At 64.3% G+C, this 18836-nt stretch carries 17 protein-coding genes; 13 read left to right on the top strand and 4 right to left on the bottom strand.

Annotated elements, in window-relative coordinates:
* Window positions 1–270 precede the first annotated feature (270 nt).
* Both ACVIJ6_RS19400 and ACVIJ6_RS19395 read left to right on the top strand, forming a co-directional pair.
* Complete coding sequence (locus tag ACVIJ6_RS19400) at window positions 271–1374, top strand: lactonase family protein (protein ID WP_456773995.1); 1104 nt, start codon at window positions 271–273, stop codon at window positions 1372–1374.
* A gap of 252 nt (window positions 1375–1626) precedes the next feature.
* Window positions 1627–2061, top strand: a complete 435-nt coding sequence (locus ACVIJ6_RS19395) for a group III truncated hemoglobin (protein WP_456773994.1) — start codon at window positions 1627–1629, stop codon at window positions 2059–2061.
* A gap of 97 nt (window positions 2062–2158) precedes the next feature.
* On the opposite strand, the gene ACVIJ6_RS19390 is transcribed toward ACVIJ6_RS19395, so the two are convergent.
* Window positions 2159–2416 (bottom strand): DUF6894 family protein, encoded by a 258-nt coding sequence (locus ACVIJ6_RS19390; protein WP_006614239.1) that lies wholly within the window; start codon window positions 2414–2416, stop codon window positions 2159–2161.
* Between the two features lie 306 nt (window positions 2417–2722).
* Between ACVIJ6_RS19390 and pqqA the strand changes: the two genes are divergently transcribed.
* The 10 genes from pqqA to ACVIJ6_RS19340 all read left to right on the top strand — a co-directional run bounded on the left by pqqA (window position 2723) and on the right by ACVIJ6_RS19340 (window position 13622).
* Complete coding sequence (pqqA, locus tag ACVIJ6_RS19385; protein WP_012029362.1) at window positions 2723–2803, top strand: pyrroloquinoline quinone precursor peptide PqqA; 81 nt, start codon at window positions 2723–2725, stop codon at window positions 2801–2803.
* Between the two features lie 290 nt (window positions 2804–3093).
* Window positions 3094–4023: a pyrroloquinoline quinone biosynthesis protein PqqB gene (pqqB, locus tag ACVIJ6_RS19380; protein ID WP_456773993.1), complete on the top strand. Its 930-nt coding sequence runs from the start codon at window positions 3094–3096 to the stop codon at window positions 4021–4023.
* A 20-nt stretch (window positions 4024–4043) separates the two neighbouring features.
* Complete coding sequence (pqqC, locus tag ACVIJ6_RS19375) at window positions 4044–4799, top strand: pyrroloquinoline-quinone synthase PqqC (RefSeq protein ID WP_456777029.1); 756 nt, start codon at window positions 4044–4046, stop codon at window positions 4797–4799.
* A 206-nt stretch (window positions 4800–5005) separates the two neighbouring features.
* A complete protein-coding gene (gene pqqD / locus ACVIJ6_RS19370) occupies window positions 5006–5314 on the top strand; it encodes a pyrroloquinoline quinone biosynthesis peptide chaperone PqqD (RefSeq protein ID WP_456773992.1) in 309 nt (102 codons plus the stop codon).
* Entirely contained in the window at window positions 5311–6507 is a 1197-nt protein-coding gene (gene pqqE, locus ACVIJ6_RS19365; protein WP_456773991.1) for a pyrroloquinoline quinone biosynthesis protein PqqE, read from the top strand. The genes pqqD and pqqE overlap by 4 nt, the downstream gene beginning before the upstream one ends.
* Complete coding sequence (pip, locus tag ACVIJ6_RS19360) at window positions 6500–7489, top strand: prolyl aminopeptidase (protein WP_456773990.1); 990 nt, start codon at window positions 6500–6502, stop codon at window positions 7487–7489. The genes pqqE and pip overlap by 8 nt, the downstream gene beginning before the upstream one ends.
* 152 nt (window positions 7490–7641) lie before the next feature.
* Window positions 7642–8310: a hypothetical protein gene (locus tag ACVIJ6_RS19355; protein WP_456773989.1), complete on the top strand. Its 669-nt coding sequence runs from the start codon at window positions 7642–7644 to the stop codon at window positions 8308–8310.
* Window positions 8311–8750: 440 nt separating this feature from the next.
* Window positions 8751–10550 (top strand): FAD-dependent oxidoreductase, encoded by a 1800-nt coding sequence (locus tag ACVIJ6_RS19350; RefSeq protein WP_456773988.1) that lies wholly within the window; start codon window positions 8751–8753, stop codon window positions 10548–10550.
* A complete protein-coding gene (locus ACVIJ6_RS19345) occupies window positions 10520–12370 on the top strand; it encodes a 2-oxoacid:acceptor oxidoreductase subunit alpha (protein ID WP_456773987.1) in 1851 nt (616 codons plus the stop codon). The genes ACVIJ6_RS19350 and ACVIJ6_RS19345 overlap by 31 nt, the downstream gene beginning before the upstream one ends.
* A 196-nt stretch (window positions 12371–12566) precedes the next feature.
* The gene (locus ACVIJ6_RS19340; RefSeq protein ID WP_456773986.1) at window positions 12567–13622 is read left to right on the top strand and encodes a 2-oxoacid:ferredoxin oxidoreductase subunit beta; all 1056 of its coding nucleotides are present in this window, start codon (window positions 12567–12569) and stop codon (window positions 13620–13622) included.
* Between the two features lie 235 nt (window positions 13623–13857).
* Here ACVIJ6_RS19340 and ACVIJ6_RS19335 read toward each other — a convergent pair whose 3' ends face one another.
* Window positions 13858–15153 carry a TMEM143 family protein gene (locus ACVIJ6_RS19335; protein ID WP_456773985.1) on the bottom strand — a complete coding sequence of 432 codons (1296 nt, stop codon included), beginning with the start codon at window positions 15151–15153 and terminating at the stop codon, window positions 13858–13860.
* A 263-nt stretch (window positions 15154–15416) separates the two neighbouring features.
* Between ACVIJ6_RS19335 and ACVIJ6_RS19330 the strand changes: the two genes are divergently transcribed.
* Entirely contained in the window at window positions 15417–15827 is a 411-nt protein-coding gene (locus ACVIJ6_RS19330) for a VOC family protein (RefSeq protein ID WP_456773984.1), read from the top strand.
* A gap of 15 nt (window positions 15828–15842) precedes the next feature.
* Here the strand turns inward: ACVIJ6_RS19330 and ACVIJ6_RS19325 are convergent, their stop codons facing one another.
* Together ACVIJ6_RS19325 and ACVIJ6_RS19320 are read right to left on the bottom strand one after the other, a co-directional pair.
* Window positions 15843–17381, bottom strand: coding sequence for a SpoVR family protein (locus ACVIJ6_RS19325; RefSeq protein WP_456773983.1), 1539 nt, complete (start codon window positions 17379–17381; stop codon window positions 15843–15845).
* Window positions 17378–18655, bottom strand: coding sequence for a YeaH/YhbH family protein (locus ACVIJ6_RS19320; RefSeq protein ID WP_456773982.1), 1278 nt, complete (start codon window positions 18653–18655; stop codon window positions 17378–17380). Before ACVIJ6_RS19320 ends, ACVIJ6_RS19325 begins: the two co-directional genes overlap by 4 nt.
* Window positions 18656–18836: the final 181 nt, after the last annotated feature.

Genomic DNA, 18836 nt, shown 5'->3' with positions numbered 1-18836 from the left:
CGCTCCCTCCTCCTCGTCATGGCCGGGCTTGTCCCGGCCATCCACGGCGTGCGGCCCCGTGGACCGACGTGGATGCCCGGGATAAGCCCGGGCACGACGGAGAAACACATTGTCGGCCTGTTCAACAGCCGGTTTGCATGTCGCCTCAGCGACGATCGCGGCGACACGATCAATACCGATCCTGCATCGATCGATCCGGAAACAAGCTTGGCCAAGCTTCGCAATCGACTTTAAGAGCTCAAGCAAGAACATCACAAAGGGGGAAACCACATGATCAGATCGGGCACCATCATGGCCGCAACATTCGTTCTCGCCGCTGCAGCAACGCTGTCGCCGCGCGCGGCCTCCGCCGCGACCTACGCCTATGTCGGCAATGCCGACAGCAACGATATCAGCGTGTTCAAGTTCGACACGATGACCGGCGAGATGGTGCCGGTGCAGACGGCCGCGTTCGTCGGCGTCGAGAAGCCGGGCTCGTCGACCCCGCTCGCGGTCAGCCCGGACAAGACGGTGCTGATCGCCTGCGTGCGCGCGCAGCCTTACCTCGCGGAGAGCTTTGCGATCGACGCCAGGACCGGCCAGCTCAGCCATATCGGCAACGGGCCACTCGCCGACAGCATGGCCAACGTCGCCTTCGACCGCACCGGCAAGGTGCTGTTCAGCGCCTCCTATGGCGGCAACAAGGTGGCGGTGAACCCGGTGCAGGCCAACGGCGTCGTGGCGGCGCCGAGCCAGGTGATCCCGACCGGGCTCAATGCTCACGCCTTCCTGCCCTCGCCCGACAACCGCTTCGTGTTCGCGACCAATCTCGGCTCCGACCAGGTGCTCGGCTTCGCCTTCGATGCAGCCACCGGCACGCTGACGGGCAAGGAGGCGCTGACGGTCAAGACGCCGGAGAAGTCGGGACCGCGCCACTTCGTCTTCCACCCGAATGGCAAGTTCATCTATCTGCTGCACGAGCTCAACGCCGATCTCACCGTCTATGGCTATGACGCTGACAAGGGCCTTTGGAGCGAGCAGCAGCGGCTCTCTACCCTGCCCGCCGGCTTCACCGGCAAGCCCTGGGCGGCCGATCTTCACGTGACGCCTGACGGCCAGTTCCTGTACGCCTCCGAGCGCGGCTCGAACACGCTCGCCGCCTTCAAGGTCGATGCGGCCAGCGGCCGGCTGACCTCGATCGGCAGCGTGCCGACCGAGACGCAGCCGCGCGGCTTCGCCATCGATCCCAGCGGACGCTATCTCGCCGCCGTCGGCGAGGTGTCGAACGGCATGACCGTCTACCGCATCGATGCCGCCAGCGGCGCGCTGGAGAAGATCAAATCATATGCCGTCGGCAAGAAGCCGAACTGGGTGGAGTTCGTCACCCTACCGTAATCGGCGACCGCTATTGAAGCGACACCTTCACCGCGGCCATCCTTCGCGACGCCCGCCTACGGCGGGCTCCTCAGGATGAGGGCGGAATTCGCAGCCATGTTTGTTGGCCGCATCGCTGATGTTCACCCTCATGGTGAGGAGCGCCGTCCCCGGCGCGTCTCCGGATGATGCTTCGCATCGCCGGGAGAACCATGAGGCCGGGCAAGCCCTCGGACATTCCCATCGGCGCGGTTAGCGCCTATATCCAGCGGCATGAATAGCCCTGCTGCCCAGACCGACCGCCATCCTCTCGCGGTTCAACATCCGGAACTCGACGATGCCTCGATCCGCCTGCTGGTCGAGACCTTCTACGGCCGCGCGCGCGAGGACGCGCTGATCGGGCCGATCTTCAATCGCGCGGTGGCGGACTGGGACGAGCATATCGGCCGGATCAGCGATTTCTGGTCGTCGATGTTCCTGAAGACCGGCCGCTACAATGGCGCGCCGATGCGGCCGCATCTGGCCTTGTCACTGCAAGGCGCGCATTTCGATCGCTGGCTGCAGCTGTTCGAGGCGACGGCGCGCGACCTGTTCGCGCCGGATCTCGCCGACCTCTTCATCATCCGCGCGCGACGGATCGCCGACAGTTTCGAGATGGGGATCGCCAGCACGCGCGGCGAGCTGATGCGGCCCCGTCATTCGGCCTGACGCGGCCCGGCTGCCACACGCCGTCATCCATGTGACCGATATCCATGTGAGCGACCGACGGCAGGCAATGCCACGCCTGGCGCAGGTCCACCGGCGCTCAATGCCGGGTCATCGATTGCGCGGTCATGTTGAAGATGGCCTCGGAGAACGGAAACTCCAGCACGATCTCGCCATCCTCATCGGTGACCTCGATGACCGCCGTCATCAGGGCGGCATTGCCACCTTCGGTGCGGAGCAGTTCCTTGATCATGTCGCGCGCCACTTCCCAGGCGCGGTCTGGATTGCGTAGCACTTCACCGTCGGTGTCGGAGACCAGTTCCTCGCCGATCCGTGTGTTGAAGAAATATCTAGGCATCGTCAGTTTCCAATGGGGTCGCGCGCTGGGATTTTGAAGGCTCGAACGTCTCACATCTGCTTTATCCAGGCAGCTCAGACCCTTGAAGCTAGGGACTGAACTGAACCGCATTGCGAAGCCATCGATCACGAATCCGTTGTTTTCACGACCCGTTGCGGTGAAAACGGTTGCAATTCGCATCTGCGGCTTCGCACTGCAATAAACAGGCCTGAAAGGCTCAAAACAGAAAATTCCACTGGCGAACTTTTCGTGGCACGGTAGTTTAAATCTGAGGACGATAACCGTCCCGTCTTGAAGGAGAGGACAATGGCCTGGAAAGCACCGAAGATCGTTGAAGTGCCGGTTGGCATGGAAATCAACATGTATGCCTGCGCGGCTCGCAAATAATTCGCGGGTGTGACGTCCAGGGTCCCGCCCGACCAGGACGTCGGCGCCAGAGGGTGGGCATCCGTGATCGCGTATGAGCCAGCCCCTACGCAGGTCCGATGTTCACCCTCGTCGCTCCCTGTTGCTTCGCCAGCTTGCTTTGCTGTGTCGCTTGCTACGCGATCTACCTGCTCGCGCTTTGCTTGCTGCGTCGTGCCCCGCTTCACCCTGACTTGCGTCACCTTGACTGCTGGTCGTCCTGCCGCTGGTAATCGCGTGCGTCACCAGAGCTGAATTCCAGGAGACGGCTCATGCTTCGCCTCGTCGTCCTGGGCGCCGCCGCGGGCGGCGGAGTCCCGCAATGGAATTGTGGCTGCGCGGTGTGCCGTGCCGCCCGCTCCGACCATCCCGAGATCCGCAACAGCCAGGCGTCGGTCGCCGTCAGCGCCGATGGCGCCAACTGGTTCCTGATCAACGCCTCGCCCGACCTGCGCCATCAGGTCACCTCTACGCCGCAGCTGCATCCGAAGCCGGGCGCGCTGCGCCACAGCCCGATCGCCGGCGTGATCCTGACCAATGGCGAGATCGACGCGATCACCGGGCTGCTGTCGATGCGCGAGAGTTCGCCTTTTTCGATCCATGCGCACCCTAAGGTGCTTGCGATCCTGCGTTCGAACAACATCTTCGATGTGCTGAAGGACGAGACCGTCAAGCGCGTTCCGATCGTGATCGATGTTCCGTTCCGGCCGCTGCTGCAGGATGGCGCGCCGTCCGGCCTGGAGATCACGGCCTTCGCGGTGTCCGGCACCAGCGCCTGGTATCTGCGTGACAAGCAGCACCCGGGCGGCAGCGCATCGGCCGGCGACACGCTGGGGCTGAGGATCGCCGACCTCGAAAGCGGGCAATATTGCTACGTCATTGCCGCCTGCGCCGACGTCGACCATGAGCTGAGAATGAAATTGAAGGGCGCGCCGCTGGTGCTGTTCGACGGCACGGTGTGGCGCGACGACGAGATGATCCAGGCCGGACTCGGCAGCAAGACCGGGCAGAGCATGGGACATATCGCGATGTCCGGAGAAAGCGGCGCGATCAAGCAGCTGGCGGACCTCGGGATCGGCAGGAAGATCTTCCTGCACATCAACAACTCCAATCCGGCGTGGCTGCACGCCTCACCCGAGCGGCAGACGTTGGAACGCGAGGGATGGGAAATCCCCGCTGAAGGGATGGAGATCGTATTGTGAGTGAGGTCAATCTGAGCGGAATGACGGCGCTGTCGATCGGACGCGGCGTGACGCTGAACAATGCTGCGGAACTGGAAGCGGCGCTGCGCCATATCGGCGCAACGCGCTATCACAATCACCACCCGTTCCATAAGCTGCTGCACAGCGGCAAGCTCAACAAGGGCCAGGTGCAGGCCTGGGCGCTCAACCGCTACTACTACCAGTCGACGATCCCGCTGAAGGACGCGATGGTGATGACGCGCTTCCGCGACCGCGCCACGCGGCTGGAATGGCGACACCGCATCGAAGATCATGACGGCGATGTCGGCAGCGAGGGCGGCATCGAGCGCTGGCTCAAGCTGACCGAAGGCCTCGGCCTCGACACGGCCTATGTGGAATCGACCGAAGGCATCCTGCCGGCGACGCGCTTCGCGGTGGAGGCCTATGTGCATTTCTGCCGCGACCGCTCGCCGCTGGAGGCGATCGCCTCGTCGCTGACCGAGCTGTTCGCGCCGAGCATCCACGAGGAGCGCATCTCGGGCATGCTGGAGCATTACAGCTTCGTCAATCACGACACGATGAGCTACTTCAAGCGCCGCCTCACCCAGGCGCCGCGCGATGCCAATTTCGCACTGCATTACGTCAAGGAGCATGCGACCACGCCGGAGCAGCGCGCCGCCGTATGCAACGCGCTGATCTTCAAGACCAACGTGCTGTGGGTGCAGCTCGACGCGCTGTATCATGCCTATGTCGAAGGCCACATCCCGCCCGGCGCCTTCGTGCCGAAAGAAAGCTAGCAGTGCCTGCTTTGAAGCGACCCTCCCGCCTTGCGAACGGTGCGCCCCCTCCCCCCTTGCGGGGGAGGGTCGGGGTGGGGGGTCCACACGGGCAGTCTTTGCTGAGACCCCCACCCCCGACCCCTCCCCGCAAGGGGGAGGGGGGCGCACCGAGCTCTGCGCAGCCGCTGTACTTCTTTCACCCATACACGTGTTAGAGACCCGCCATGGCCCCGCGTCACATCCAAGTTGCCGAGACCAGCCGCGTGGTGCTGCCGCGGCATACCAAGCTCAAATTCGACGAGACCCGCCAGGTCTGGGTGATCCTGGCGCCGGAGCGGGTGCTGGCGCCGGATGAGATTGCGGTCGAGGTGCTCAAACTGTGCGACGGCGTGCGCAGCGTCGCCGGCATCATCGACGAGCTGGCGGCCAAATATGCCGCGCCGCGCGACGTGATCGCGACCGACGTCGTGGCCATGCTACAGGATCTCGCCGACAAGGGCTTTCTGACCGAGGTTCGGGAGACGACCTCATGACCGAGCTGACCGACACCTCACCGCCCGTTGACAGCAATGACGGGCTCGCCGTGCTGGAGCGGCGCGGCTCCGTGGCCGAGACCTACGGCATTCCGCTCGCTGTGCTGCTCGAACTCACCCATCGCTGCCCGCTGCAATGCCCCTATTGCTCCAACCCGCTGGAGCTCGATCGCGCCGGCCAGGAGCTGACGACCGCCGAATGGAAGAAGGTGCTGTCGGAGCTCGCCGAGATCGGCGTGCTGCAGGTGCATTTCTCCGGCGGCGAGCCGACCGCGCGCAAGGACATCGTCGAGCTGGTCGCGCACGCCAATGATGTCGGGCTCTACACCAATCTGATCACCTCGGCGGTGCTGCTGACGCGCGAGCGGCTGAAGGAGCTGGCCGACGCCGGGCTGTGCCATGTCCAGATCAGCTTCCAGGGCAATGAACCCGTCGTGGCCGATCGCGTCGGCGGCTACAAGGGCGGCCACGCCAAGAAGCTCGAGGTCGCGAAGTGGACCCGCGAGCTCGACCTGCCGCTGACGGTGAACGCGGTGATGCACCGGCAGAACCTGCACCAGCTGCCGGACATCATCCAGATGGCGGTCGATCTCGATGCCGACCGGCTTGAGGTCGCCAATGTGCAATATTACGGCTGGGCCTTGAAGAACCGCGCCAGCCTGATGCCGACCTATCAGCAGCTCGAGGAGACCGATCGCCTCGTCGAAGAGGCGCGCGAGCTGCTGAAGGGTACGCTGACGATCGACTACGTCGTACCGGACTACTACGCGCTGCGGCCGAAGAAATGCATGGGCGGCTGGGGCCGGCAGTTCTTCAACATCTCGCCGTCGGGCAAGGTGCTGCCGTGCCATGCCGCCGAGAGCATCACCGGGCTCGACTTCATGTCGGTGCGTTCGAACCACTCGATCGCCTGGATCTGGCAGAACTCCGAGGCCTTCAACCGCTATCGCGGGACCGGCTGGATGAAGGAGCCGTGCAAGAGCTGCGAGTTCCGCGAGATCGATTTCGGCGGCTGCCGCTGCCAGGCCTTCGCGCTGACCGGCGACGCCGCCAACACCGACCCGGCCTGCACGCTGTCGCCGCTGCACGAGAGCATCTTCAAGCAGGCCGAGCGCGACGCGGCCTCGGGCCAGGACCGGTTCCTGTATCGCAACTTTGCCGGCGGCACGCCGGAGAACGGCAACGATGCCTGACGCCGAAGCCGGCCGCGCCGCCGCGCGCCGCACCGATCCGTTCACGCCGCTGACGTCGGAATGGCTCGACGTCTCCGGCGGCCACCAGATCTATGTCGAGAGCAGCGGCCGCCTGGGCGGCATTCCCGCCGTCTATCTGCACGGTGGCCCGGGCTCCGGCTGCCAGCCGGATCACCGCCGCCTGTTCGATCCCGAGCGCTTCCATGCCGTGCTGTTCGACCAGCGCGGCGCCGGCCGCTCGCGCCCCGCGCGCAGCCGCGACAACAACACCCTGCCCGACCTGATCGCCGACATGGAGGCGATCCGCGCGAAATTCGGCTTCGAGACGTGGATCGTCGCTGGCGGCTCCTGGGGCGCGACCTTGGCGCTGGCCTATGCAGAGGCACATCCGACGCGCGTGACCGGCCTGGTGCTGCGCGCCACCTTTCTCGGCACCCGTGCCGAGGTCGAAACCGCGTTCGGCGAGACGCTGGCGCGCTTTCATCCGACGCTGCACCGCGACTTCCTGGAGATGCTGCCGGAAGCCGAGCGTGCCAATCCATGCGACGCCTATTTCCGCCGCATCCTCGATCCGGATCCGGCCATCCACGGCCCCGCCGCGCGCACCTGGCACGACACCGAGCGCGCTCTGTCCGAGGTCAAGCCGGCGCGCAGCCATCTCGACCGGCTCGCGATCCGCTCGGGCAGCGCGCTGCCGGCGACGCCGTTCATGGAGGCGCATTACTTCTCGCAGGACAGCTTCATGGCGCCGGACCAGTTGCTGCGCGACGCGACGAAGCTCGCCGGCATCCCCGGCATCATCGTGCAGGGCCGCTACGACCTGCTGTGTCCGCCCGCGACCTCGGCACGTCTGGCGGAGGTGTGGCGCGACGCCGAAATCCGTGTCGTCGAGGCCGCAGGTCACAATCTTTATGACCCCGGCATCCGCGATGCGGTCATGAAAGCCATCTGCGATATGGCTAAGCGCACGGCCGCGCCTTAAACACACCCCTTCTTCCCCTCATGCTGAAGAGGCGCGCCAGCGCCGTCTCGAAGCATGAGGCCCGCGATCGCTTCGGGCCTCATCCTTCGAGACGGTCGCCTATGGCGGCCTCCTCAGGATGAGGATCAGCCACATGCTTAGGGAGCCTTAAGATGCCCATCGCCGGGAAAGGCATGCTTTTGACATCGATGAACATCGATGCCGAGCATGAAGCTGATTTCAACCATTGGTACGACAGCGAGCATCTCGAAGAGCGCGTGGCCATCCCCGGCTTCATCGAGGCGCGGCGTTATGTCGCCGACCAGGGCAGCCCGAAATATCTCTGCCTGTACTCGACCGCGAGCATCGACGTGCTCGACAGCGACGCCTATCGCGCGCGGCTGGAAACGCCGACGGACTGGTCGAAGACGGTCATGGCGCGGTTCAAGACCATGATCCGCAGTGTCGCTCGCATCACGATTTCCAAAGGCGCGGGGCGCGGCGCCGTCCTGGGCATCATCCGCCTGCGGCCGAAGCCGGGACAGGACAACGCGTTGCGCGACGCGCTGCACATCGAGCTGGACCCGCGCGAACTCAAGGGCGTGATCTCGATGCACCTGCTCGAGGGCGATGCCGATCTCTCAGGGCCTGCCGCAGGCGTGCCCGCGAGTTCTCGCGACGCCGATTGGTTCATCCTGATCGACGGCACCGACAGCCACGCCATCGCCACCTTGATGACGACACGCTTCGCCGCGATCGACGGTCCGCTGGCGACGCAGATCTCGGCCGGCATCTACCGCCTGATGTGGGACCTCAGCCGCGCCGACATCGCGGCACATTAGTAGCCCGTGTCTCTCCACCGTCATGGCCGGGCTTGTCCCGGCCATCCACGTCGTTCGGCATCCTTGGAAAGACGTGGATGCCCGGGACAAGCCCGGGCATGACGACTCAGTGCGCGGCCGCCTGCGTGACCCACAATTCCTGTACTCTCGAGTTTGCGTCGTCACCCAGCATCCCGCATCGCAACACATGGCAGCATCGCGCCTGCAATGCGGCAGCGCACCACTGTGTATGGGCAGCAGAGTTGCAAATTTGCCTTTGTGCGCGCCTTGGAATGGCTCTAGTCTGATAAGACTATTCAATTGAGCCATTCAAAAAACAGAAGGGCGACGACCAGGGCCTGCTCCGGACCTCAACCGATCCTCTGCTGATCCTGAACAAATAGTCGTCCTCACGTCAGGAAGGCCGCGCGCTCGTGGTTCGCCGCGCGGACAGGGTAGGAATGAGAGCGACTGATATTTCGGCCCCCGACTACTTTCACAAAGTGGTCGACTGCCAATGGGCTTGTCCCGCACACACGCCGGTCCCCGAATACATCCGCCTGATCGCCGAGGGTCGCTACAGCGACGCCTACATGATCAATTGGAAGTCGAACGTCTTTCCCGGCATTCTCGGACGCACCTGCGATCGCCCCTGCGAGCCCGCCTGCCGGCGCGGCCGTGTCGAGGAGAGCCCGGTCGCGATCTGCCGCCTCAAGCGCGTCGCCGCCGATTTCAAGGACGACGTGCAGCAGCGGATGCCGCGCCCGGTCCCGAAAAACGGCCGGCGCATTGCGCTGGTCGGCGGCGGCCCGGCCTCGCTGACGGTGGCGCGTGACCTCGCGCCGCTCGGCTATCACTGCACCGTGTTCGATGCCGATCCCAGGCCCGGCGGCATGATGCGCTCGCAGATTCCAAAGTTCCGCCTGCCCGACAGCGTGATCGACGAAGAAACGGGCTACGTGCTCAGCCTCGGCGTCGACTACAAGGCCGGTCATCGCATCGACAGCCTCAAGAAGCTGCTGGCCGAGAACTATGATGCCATCTTCATCGGCTCCGGCGCGCCACGCGGCCGTGAGCTGAACATTCCCGGTCGCAAGGAGGCCGCCGCCAACATCCATCTCGGCATCGACTGGCTGTCCGGCGTCTCGTTCGGCCACACCGACAAGATCGGCAAGCGCGTGATCGTGCTCGGCGGCGGCAATACCGCGATGGATTGCTGCCGCACCGCGCGCCGGCTCGGCGGCGAGGACGTCAAGGTCATCGTGCGCTCCGGCTTCGAGGAGATGAAGGCCTCGCCCTGGGAGAAGGAGGACGCGCTGCACGAGGACATTCCGATCCTCAACTATCTCGTGCCGACAGCCTTCACTCACGACAATGGCAAGCTCACCGGCGTCACATTCCAGAAGGTGAAGGCCGTCTATGACGACAAGGGCGAGCGCTCGCTGGTGCCGTCGGGCGAGCCTGACGTGACCTATGACTGCGACGATGTGCTGGTTGCGGTCGGCCAGGAGAATGCATTTCCCTGGATCGAGGCGGATTGCGGCATCGAATTCGACAGGCGGCACATGCCCAAGGTCGATCCGGCCACCTTCGTCTCGACCAATCCAAAGGTGTTCTTCGGCGGCGACGCCGCATTCGGCCCGAAGAACATCATCTGGGCGGTGGCGCAGGGCCATGAGGCGGCGCTGTCGATCCATCGCCTGCTGTCGGGCGAGGACATCACCGAGCGGCCATTGCCCGAGGTCCACATCTCCTCGCAGAAGATGGGCATCCACGAATGGAGCTACGACAACGACGTCTCGCCGGAGAAGCGCTATAAGGTGCCGCATCGCGACAAGGTCGTGGCGCTGAAGGACATCCGCACCGAGGTCGAGCTCGGCTACGACGTCAAGCTCGCGCTCGGCGAGGCGCATCGCTGCCTGAACTGCGACGTGCAGACCGTGTTCTCCAATACGCTGTGCATCGAATGCGACGCCTGCGCCGACATCTGCCCGATGGACTGCATCACCTTCACCGACAATGGCGAGGAGGCGGATCTCCGCTCCCGGCTGAAGGCGCCGTCTGTTCATCCCGACCAGAGCCTCTACGTCTCGTCGGATCTGAAGACCGGGCGCGTGATGGTCAAGGACGAGGACGTCTGCCTTCATTGCGGCCTGTGCGCCGAACGCTGTCCTACCGGTGCGTGGGACATGCAGAAATATTTCATCGAAACGACTCACGCAGGTCACGCATGTCCCAGCAAGCGCCGCTCAGCAGCGTAAACGACTTCGTCGTTCGCTTCGCCAACGTCAACGGCTCCGGCTCGGCCAGCGCCAATGAATTGTTCGCGCGCGCCGTGCTCCGCCATGGCGTGCCGGTCTCCCCGCGCAACATCTTCCCGTCCAACATCCAGGGCCTGCCGACCTGGTACGAGGTGCGCGTCACCGAAGCCGGCCATCTTGGCGCGCGCGGCGGCGGCACCGATCTGATGGTCGCGATGAACCCGCAGACCTGGGACAAGGACGTCGCCGGCATCGTGCCCGGCGGCTATCTGTTCTACGATTCGACCAAGCCGATGCCGTCGACCAAGTTCCGTGACGACGTCACCGTCATCGGCGTGCCGCTGACGGCGATCACCAACTCGACCTACTCAGATCCGCGCCAGCGCCAGCTGTTCAAGAACATCATCTATCTCGGCGCCCTCTCCGCCTTGCTCGACATGGATCCGAAGCTGATCGAGCAGCTGATCGGCGAGCAGTACAAGGGCAAGGAGAAGCTGCTCTCCTCCAACGTCCATGCCCTGCATCTCGGCCGCGACTGGGCGTTGCAGAATCTGAAATGTCCGATCGGGCTGCGCATTCGGAAGGCCGACAAGGTCGGCGATCGCATCTTCATCGAGGGCAACAATGCCGCCGCGCTCGGCGCGGTCTATGGCGGCGCCACGGTGTGCGCGTGGTATCCGATCACGCCGTCGTCGTCACTGGCGGAGGCCTTCACCAATCACTGCAAGAAGCTGCGGCACGATCCGGACACGGGCCAGGCCAAATACGCCATCGTGCAGGCCGAGGACGAGCTCGCCTCGATCGGCATGGTGGTCGGCGCGTCCTGGAATGGCGCCCGCGCCTTCACCACGACGTCCGGCCCCGGCGTATCGCTGATGACCGAGTTCATCGGCCTCTCCTACTTTGCCGAGATTCCGGCCGTGATCATGAACGTGCAGCGCGCCGGCCCCTCGACGGGCATGCCGACGCGGACCCAGCAATGCGACCTGATCGCCTGCGCCTATGCTTCGCATGGCGACACCAAGCACGTGCTGCTGTTCCCCGAGGATCCCGCCGAAGCTTTCGAGTTTGCCGCCGCAGCGTTCGACCTCGCCGAGCGGCTACAGACCACGATCTTCCTGATGCTCGATCTCGACATCGGCATGAACCAGCGGCTGTGCCGGCCGCTGAAATGGGACGACGCCAAGCAGTATGACCGCGGCAAGGTGATGACCGCGGAGATGCTCGAGGAAGGCCGCGACTTCGGCCGCTATCTCGACGTCGATGGCGACGGCATTCCGTTCCGCACCTATCCCGGCACACATCCGACCATGGGCTCCTACTTCACCCGTGGCACCTCGCGTGACCGCTACGCGCGCTATTCGGAAGAAGGCGCTGTTTATGCAGACAACGTGCAGCGCCTGCTGCGCAAGTTCCAGACCGCGCAGGACATGGTGCCGCGGCCGCTGCAGGCGAACGCGGCGAAGCCGACCAAATATGGCGTGATCTATTTCGGCTCGACCGCGCCGGCCATGGACGAGGCGATCGGCCTGTTGGAGGCGCGCGGTCATCAGCTCGACCGCTTACGCATCCGCGCCTTCCCGTTCCATTCCAGCGTGGCGAGCTTCATCGCCGAGCACGACTTCGTCTACGTCGTCGAGCAGAACCGCGACGCCCAGCTGCGCCAGCTGATCGTCAACGAGAACGGCATCGACCCGGTCCGGCTGGTGCCGATCCTGCATTATGACGGCACACCGATCACCGCTCGGTTCATCGCGGACTCGATCGGCACGCATCAGGACCAGATCAAGGTCACGCCGCTGCGGAAGGCTGTTTCATGATAAGGGCTCAGCTCCTTCCGCCGCCATGCCCGGGCTTGCCCCGCCTGCGCGGCCGAAGCCGCTTCGGCGCGGCGAAGGCCCGGGCATCCACGTCTTTCTTTCTCCGGGCTCCCACGTGGATGGCCGGGACATCTTGGCGAAGACGCGCTCCGCGCTTCAGCCCGGCCATGACGAATTCGAGATCCATGGTGCTCTCATGACCTACATCGCAAAGCCGAAATTCCAACATCCCGGCATCAAGAAGAACGCGCTGGGCTACAGCCATCGCGATTACGAAGGCAAGATCTCGACCTTGTGCGCCGGCTGCGGCCACGACTCGATCACGGCCGCGATCATCGAGGCCTGCTTCGAGCTGTCGATCGAGCCGCATCGGGTGGCAAAAATCTCCGGCATCGGATGCTCGTCGAAGACGCCGGATTATTTCCTCGGCAATTCACACGGCTTCAACACCGTGCATGGTCGCATGCCCTCGGTGTTGACCGGTGCCAACCTCGCCAACCGCGAACTGATCTATCTCGGCGTGTCCGGCGACGGCGATTCCGCCTCGATCGGCTTCGGCCAGTTCGCGCATGCGATCCGGCGCGGCGTCAACATGACCTATATCGTCGAGAACAACGGCGTCTACGGCCTGACCAAGGGACAGTTCTCGGCCACCGCCGACCGCGGCTCGAAGTCGAAGAAGGGCATCACCAACACCGACAACGCGATCGACCTTGTCGGCATCGCGCTGCAGCTCGGGGCCACCTACGTCGCACGCTCGTTCTCGGGCGACAAGAAGCAGCTGGTGCCGATCATCGAGGGCGCGATCCAGCACAAGGGCGCCGCCTTCATCGACGTCATCAGCCCGTGCATCGCCTTCAACAATCACGCCGGCTCGACCAAGAGCTTCGACTATGTCCGCGAGCACAATGACGCCGTGAACCGGTTGGATGTGCTGACCGGGCGCGATCCGATCGAGATCGACCAGGATCCTGGCACGGTGCAGATCGTCGAGCAGCATGATGGCTCGCGGCTGGCGCTGCGCAAGATCGACGCCGACTACGATCCGCACGACCGCCTGGGCGCCATGACCTTCCTGCAGAAGCACGCGGCGCAGGGCCAGATCGTGACCGGGCTGCTCTATGTCGATCCCGAAGCCGACGATCTCCACAGCCACCTCAACACTGTGGAGCGACCGCTCAACCGGCTGGAGGCGGCGGATCTGTGTCCGGGGCAAAGTGTGCTCGACAAGATCAATGCGAGCCTGCGCTGATAGCTGTCGCGACGCCCTTTGCTGGCAGCAGCAGCAAAGAAGACCTCTCCCAGAGGGAGAGGTCGGATTGCATCGTCAGATGCAATCCGGGTGAGGGGTTACAGCCGACCTGATCGAAAGAGCCCCTCACCCGGCGCTACGCGCCGACCTCTCCCCAACGCGGAGAGCTCGACGGAGATCGCGGCCACGGGCTCGCTTCAGAACAAGCCATTGATCGTTGAAATGGGTAAAGCTCTTAAGGTCGCCGAAGCGCCTTCGCCCAGACCCGCTCAAGCTGCGTGATCGCGTCCGGTAGCGACAGCGCCGATAGCGCGTCGTCGCCGCCCGTCACCAGCCCGAACTCCCGCAACCTGATCAGCGCCTCCTCGACATTGAACGCGCGCTGCAGTCCGAACATCTGCTGCAGCAGCTCCTCGACGTGGCTGCCCAGCGCGGCGCGGCTCAGCGGCACGGACGCCAGCATCAGGCCGCCATAGGCCAGCACCGCCTCCTTCCAGTCCTGGTCCTCGGCCTCGCCGATCAGGTAGTTGAAAATGCCGGAATTGTTGTTGACGTTGCGGAAGTAGATGTTGTCGGTAACCTGCTTCTGATGGATCAGCGACTGGCGGTGGAAATTGCCCCATTGCCGCAGGATGAACGCCCCCAGCGCGAACAGGCCCGACAACGCCGCCAGCGCCTGCTCGGTGTCGTTGTCGTGCACGGTGCCGCTGAGGCCGAGATAGAAGCCGGCGACGATGAACAGCACCGTCAATGTCGAGGCCAGCTTGAGCAGGATCGGCACGCCGCCGACCAGCGCCGGCACGCCCAAGGTCAGCTGCTCGCGCAGGCCCATGACGACGCGGACGTTCGGCAGCAACGCCTCGAGATCGAAGCGGGCGATGTGGCGAAAATATTTGAACAGCACGGCGCCGCCGCGGATCTTGTTGCGGCCGCGCCAGGCGGCGGTCTTGCGCCTCTTTTTGGCCGGCTCGTCGGGCTTGGTTGCGACCATCAGGACGATGTCATCATAGACCTCGACCTCCTGGGTCCGTCGCCGCAGCCCATATAGCGCGGGGACCTCGATCGTCTCCTGGTGCTGGCCGCGCCGGAACATGCGGACGGCACGGTAGTCCGAGATCGGCGCCTTCAGCTTGACGCGCACCAGCGCATGCTCCGCAAACGCGCGCTCGATCTCGTCATGCGCAATCTCGATGAAATTGGCGTCGCCGAGCACCCGGACGAATTCGTCGGTCAGGCTGTCATAGGCGGCATCGAGCTCCCGGGAGGAGCGATGGCGCCCGACCGGTACCTCGGGGTCGAAGTCGAAATAGGCGTCACGGAGACGATCGAGCTCGTCGAAATATTCATGGTGGAGAATGGCGCCCAGCATGCGGGCGAGCTCGCGCAGATCGCTGGATTGGACGTCGTCCAGGCCGCCATGCGACATGACCGCATCGAGCACGTCGGACTTGCGCACTGGAATGAACCGGTCCCGCCGGCTCGCCGTCTCCCCTGGTCCGACCACGTCTCGCACGCCCACTACGACCCACATCATCGACAACCGGTGCGCTGCCGCGGCCGGCCGACAGCACGCACCATAGCCGCCTCACCCGGCTTGCGCCACTCGGCGGGGAATGGAAAAGCTGGCCCCGAGACGGGGGGTCATCGCGCGTACACGCACACTGACGACGGGACGGACGCGGCAGCCATTTGTTTGCTCGTCATGCCCGGGCTTGACCCGGCCATGACGACGGAAAGACTTGGGAAAACCCCATTCATGATATGCGACAACCGACTGGCAAGACGGAGACAATCATGGGCGATGCTGAACAGATCAAGTCGGCGTTCAACGCTGTCAGCGCCATCGACTACACGGTGATTCTCGCGCGCGACTGGGATGCCATGCGGCACTTCTATCAGGAGGTCCTCGGCTTTCGGCTGCTGCGCGAGCTGTCCCCGGGCTGGGTCGAATACCAGGTCGGCCCCAACATTCTGACGCTGGCCCGGCCGCAACGGCTGGCATCGGACCAGCCGACCTCACCGGGCAGCGCATCGCTTCAACTGGCGTTCAAGGTGGGCCGCGACGATGTCGACCGCTGTGCCGCCGAGCTGACCCGAAAGGGCATCGCTCTCACGGAGCCGCCCACGGATCAGCCCTTCGGCCACCGCACGCTGTTCTTCCGGGATCCCGACGGCAATCTGCTGGAGGTGTACGCGGACATTTAGGGCTTGGCGGCCGCGCTACGCGGCCGCCGGTTGTATCCGGGGATTGAGCACATACTCCTTCAGCACTTTGTCGGTGGCGGCATCGACCTCGACCAGCGACACGTCGTAGCTCCAGAGATCGGCGAGATGCTGCAGCACGCGCTTGGTGTCGATCTCGCTGAGCTGGGCGCCCTTGACCACGGTATGCCGCAGCATCAGGCGGCGGTCGCCGGCCAAGTCGACATCGACCACCTCGATGTTCGGATCGATATAGCCGACATCATACTGCTTCGACAGCTCGCGGCGGATGCGGCGATAGCCGCGCTCATCGTGGATGGCGTCGACCAGGATGCCGGCCCGCTCGGCCGGATCGTCATGCAGATGGAATAGCCGGAAATGCCGGATTAGGTTCGGGCTGAGGAACTGGCTGATGAAGCTCTCGTCGCGATAATTCGCCCAGACATCGCGCAGCACCGCCATCTCGTCACCGGTGCCGGCGATGTCCGGGAACCATTCGCGATCCTCCTCGGTCGGATCCTTCACGATGCGCTCGATGTCCTGCATGATGGCGAAGCCGAGCGCATAGGGATTGAAACCGGAGAAGCGCGGATCGTCGAATTCCGGCTGGAACACGACGTTGGTATGCGACTGCAGGAATTCGAGGAAGTTGCCGTCGGTGAGGCGACCGTCCTGGTGCAGCCGGTTCATGATGCGGTAGTGCACGTAGGTCGCCGTGCCCTCGTTCATGACCTTGGTCTGGCCCTGCGGATAGAAATATTGCGCGATGTGGCGGACGATGCGCAGCAATTCGCGCTGCCAGGGCGCCAGCCGCGGCGCGGTCTTCTCAAGGAAATAAAGCAGGTTCTCCTGCGGCAAGCCGAGCAGCGCCTTGCGGCGCTCGACGTTCAGCACCGCGCTGGTCTTGACCGGGCCTGATGGCACCGTGCGCCAGAGATCGTTGAACGTGCCCTCTTCATAGAGCCTGCGCTTGCCGGCGCGCTTCTCCTCCTCGCGGAAGTCGAGCTTCTTCTTGCCGGGGTAGCGGTCGACGCCGTGCGACATCAGCGCATGCGCCGCATCGAGGGTGTGCTCGACCGCGATCCGCCCATAGCGCTCCTCGCATTGCGCGATATAGCCGCGGGCAAAGTCGAGATAGTCGAGGATGCCGTCGGCATCGGTCCACTGCTTGAACAGATAGTTGTTCTTGAAGAAATGGTTGTGGCCGAACGCGGCGTGCGCGATGACGAGCGTCTGCATCGTCGCCGTGTTCTCCTCCATCAGATAGGAGATGCAGGGCGAGGAGTTGATCACGATCTCATAGGCGAGGCCCATCAGGCCCTTGCGGTACGACGCTTCGTGATAGGCGAAATGCTTGCCGAACGACCAGTGCTTGTAGAACAGGGGCATGCCGACCGAGGAATAGGCGTCAAGCATCTGCTCGGCGGTGATCACCTCGATCTGGTTCGGATAGGTGTCGAGCCCGAGTTCCTTGCGCGCCACGGTCTCGCAGGCATCGTGGATGCGCTGCAAGGTGAGGAAGTTCCAGTCTGCGCCTTCGAACAGCAATCCGCTCATGACGCCGCTCTCTCCTGCGTGGTGCCGCGACGCTGGAACAGGTCGTGGAAGACGGGGAAGATCTCGCTGCGGTCTCGCACCTTGCGCATCGATAGCGGCTGGCCGTTGGCGCGCAGGCGCTCATACAGCGACCACAGCGCAGAGTCCGGCATCTCGAACGAATAGGTGCCGGACTCGCCGACCTCCAGATAGGCAAAGAACTGCGACACCGGCAGGATGTTGTCGGTCAGGAGGCGCGCGACGTTCTCCGAATCCGAGGTGGCGTTGTCGCCGTCCGAGGCCTGCGCCGCATAGATGTTCCAGTCCGACGGGCGGAAACGGGAGCGGACGATGTCATGCATGCATTGCAGCGCGCTGGACACGAGCGTTCCGCCGGACGCCGGGCCGTAGAAGAAGGTCTGCTCGTCGACCTCCTCGGCGCGATCGGTATGGCGGATGAACACGATCTCGACATGGCGGTAGCGCCGGGTCAGGAACACGTAGAGCAGCATGTAGAAGCGCTTGGCGAGATCCTTCATGTGCTCGGACATCGAGCCGGAGACGTCCATCAGGCAGAACATCACCGCTTGCGCGATCGGCTTCGGCACCGCCTCGAAGCGGCGGTAGCGGATGTCGATCGGATCGATAAAGGGAATGCGTTTGGCCTTGGCCTTCAGGGCCTCCAGTTCGGCCACCAACGCGGCCTTCTTGTCCTCGTCGGTCTCCTCGGCGATCCTGGCTTCGAGCTCGGCGATCGCCTCGGGCCGCGGCCGGCGCAGCGCGACGCGGCGGGCCATCGCCCGCGTCACGGTGCGGCTGACCGAAATGTTGGCCGGCGAGCCCGACGTCGAATAGCCGGCGCGCACCAGCCCTTCGCTCTCGGCTTCCGCGAATTTGCGTTTGGCGAGATCCGGCAGTTCGAGATCGTCGAGGAACAGGTTGACGAACTCCTCCTTGCTCAGCACGAAGCGGAAGGCGTCCTCGCTGTCGCCCTGCCCCGGCCCCGACTTGCGGCCGCTGCCATCGCCGGAGCGCGGCAGGATGTCGCCTTCGACGAACTTCTTGTTGCCCGGCAGCACCATGTCGCGGGTGCCGCCCTCGCGGCGGAAGCGCGGCTCGTCCATGCCGTCCAGCGGGATCGAGACCTCGCCGCCCTCCAGCACGTCCTTGATGTCGCGGTCCTGCGAGGTCTTCTTGACCGCTCCCTGAACCAGGGCCTTGGCGCGGCGCAAAAATCGCTGACGATTTTCGAGACTTTTGCCGCCCGGATTCAGGCGCCGATCAATGATGTGCATGACCACGTTCCATACGCCTCCTGCTGCAGCGGCTTCGACTCCTGCTCTCCCCCGCCACGATGCCGCGGTGCAGCGTCAATCCGACCCGGCACCTGCATCATTCCTGTTCGACGCCGCAACGAAGTTCGGCATCGAACGCTCCGCGTGGTTCATAGCCCAGGCGCCGATGTCAGACCGATGG

Source organism: Bradyrhizobium sp. USDA 4369 (genome assembly GCF_054056435.1).
This window is presented reverse-complemented; position numbering and strand designations above follow the sequence as displayed.

Coding starts and splice junctions, on each gene's coding strand:
- ACVIJ6_RS19400 (WP_456773995.1), top strand. CDS start 271: ATGATCAGATCGGGCACCATCATGGCCGCAACATTCGTTCTCGCCGCT.
- ACVIJ6_RS19395 (WP_456773994.1), top strand. CDS start 1,627: ATGAATAGCCCTGCTGCCCAGACCGACCGCCATCCTCTCGCGGTTCAA.
- ACVIJ6_RS19390 (WP_006614239.1), bottom strand. CDS start 2,416: ATGCCTAGATATTTCTTCAACACACGGATCGGCGAGGAACTGGTCTCC.
- pqqA (WP_012029362.1), top strand. CDS start 2,723: ATGGCCTGGAAAGCACCGAAGATCGTTGAAGTGCCGGTTGGCATGGAA.
- pqqB (WP_456773993.1), top strand. CDS start 3,094: ATGCTTCGCCTCGTCGTCCTGGGCGCCGCCGCGGGCGGCGGAGTCCCG.
- pqqC (WP_456777029.1), top strand. CDS start 4,044: ATGACGGCGCTGTCGATCGGACGCGGCGTGACGCTGAACAATGCTGCG.
- pqqD (WP_456773992.1), top strand. CDS start 5,006: ATGGCCCCGCGTCACATCCAAGTTGCCGAGACCAGCCGCGTGGTGCTG.
- pqqE (WP_456773991.1), top strand. CDS start 5,311: ATGACCGAGCTGACCGACACCTCACCGCCCGTTGACAGCAATGACGGG.
- pip (WP_456773990.1), top strand. CDS start 6,500: ATGCCTGACGCCGAAGCCGGCCGCGCCGCCGCGCGCCGCACCGATCCG.
- ACVIJ6_RS19355 (WP_456773989.1), top strand. CDS start 7,642: ATGCCCATCGCCGGGAAAGGCATGCTTTTGACATCGATGAACATCGAT.
- ACVIJ6_RS19350 (WP_456773988.1), top strand. CDS start 8,751: ATGAGAGCGACTGATATTTCGGCCCCCGACTACTTTCACAAAGTGGTC.
- ACVIJ6_RS19345 (WP_456773987.1), top strand. CDS start 10,520: ATGTCCCAGCAAGCGCCGCTCAGCAGCGTAAACGACTTCGTCGTTCGC.
- ACVIJ6_RS19340 (WP_456773986.1), top strand. CDS start 12,567: ATGACCTACATCGCAAAGCCGAAATTCCAACATCCCGGCATCAAGAAG.
- ACVIJ6_RS19335 (WP_456773985.1), bottom strand. CDS start 15,153: ATGTGGGTCGTAGTGGGCGTGCGAGACGTGGTCGGACCAGGGGAGACG.
- ACVIJ6_RS19330 (WP_456773984.1), top strand. CDS start 15,417: ATGGGCGATGCTGAACAGATCAAGTCGGCGTTCAACGCTGTCAGCGCC.
- ACVIJ6_RS19325 (WP_456773983.1), bottom strand. CDS start 17,381: ATGAGCGGATTGCTGTTCGAAGGCGCAGACTGGAACTTCCTCACCTTG.
- ACVIJ6_RS19320 (WP_456773982.1), bottom strand. CDS start 18,655: ATGCACATCATTGATCGGCGCCTGAATCCGGGCGGCAAAAGTCTCGAA.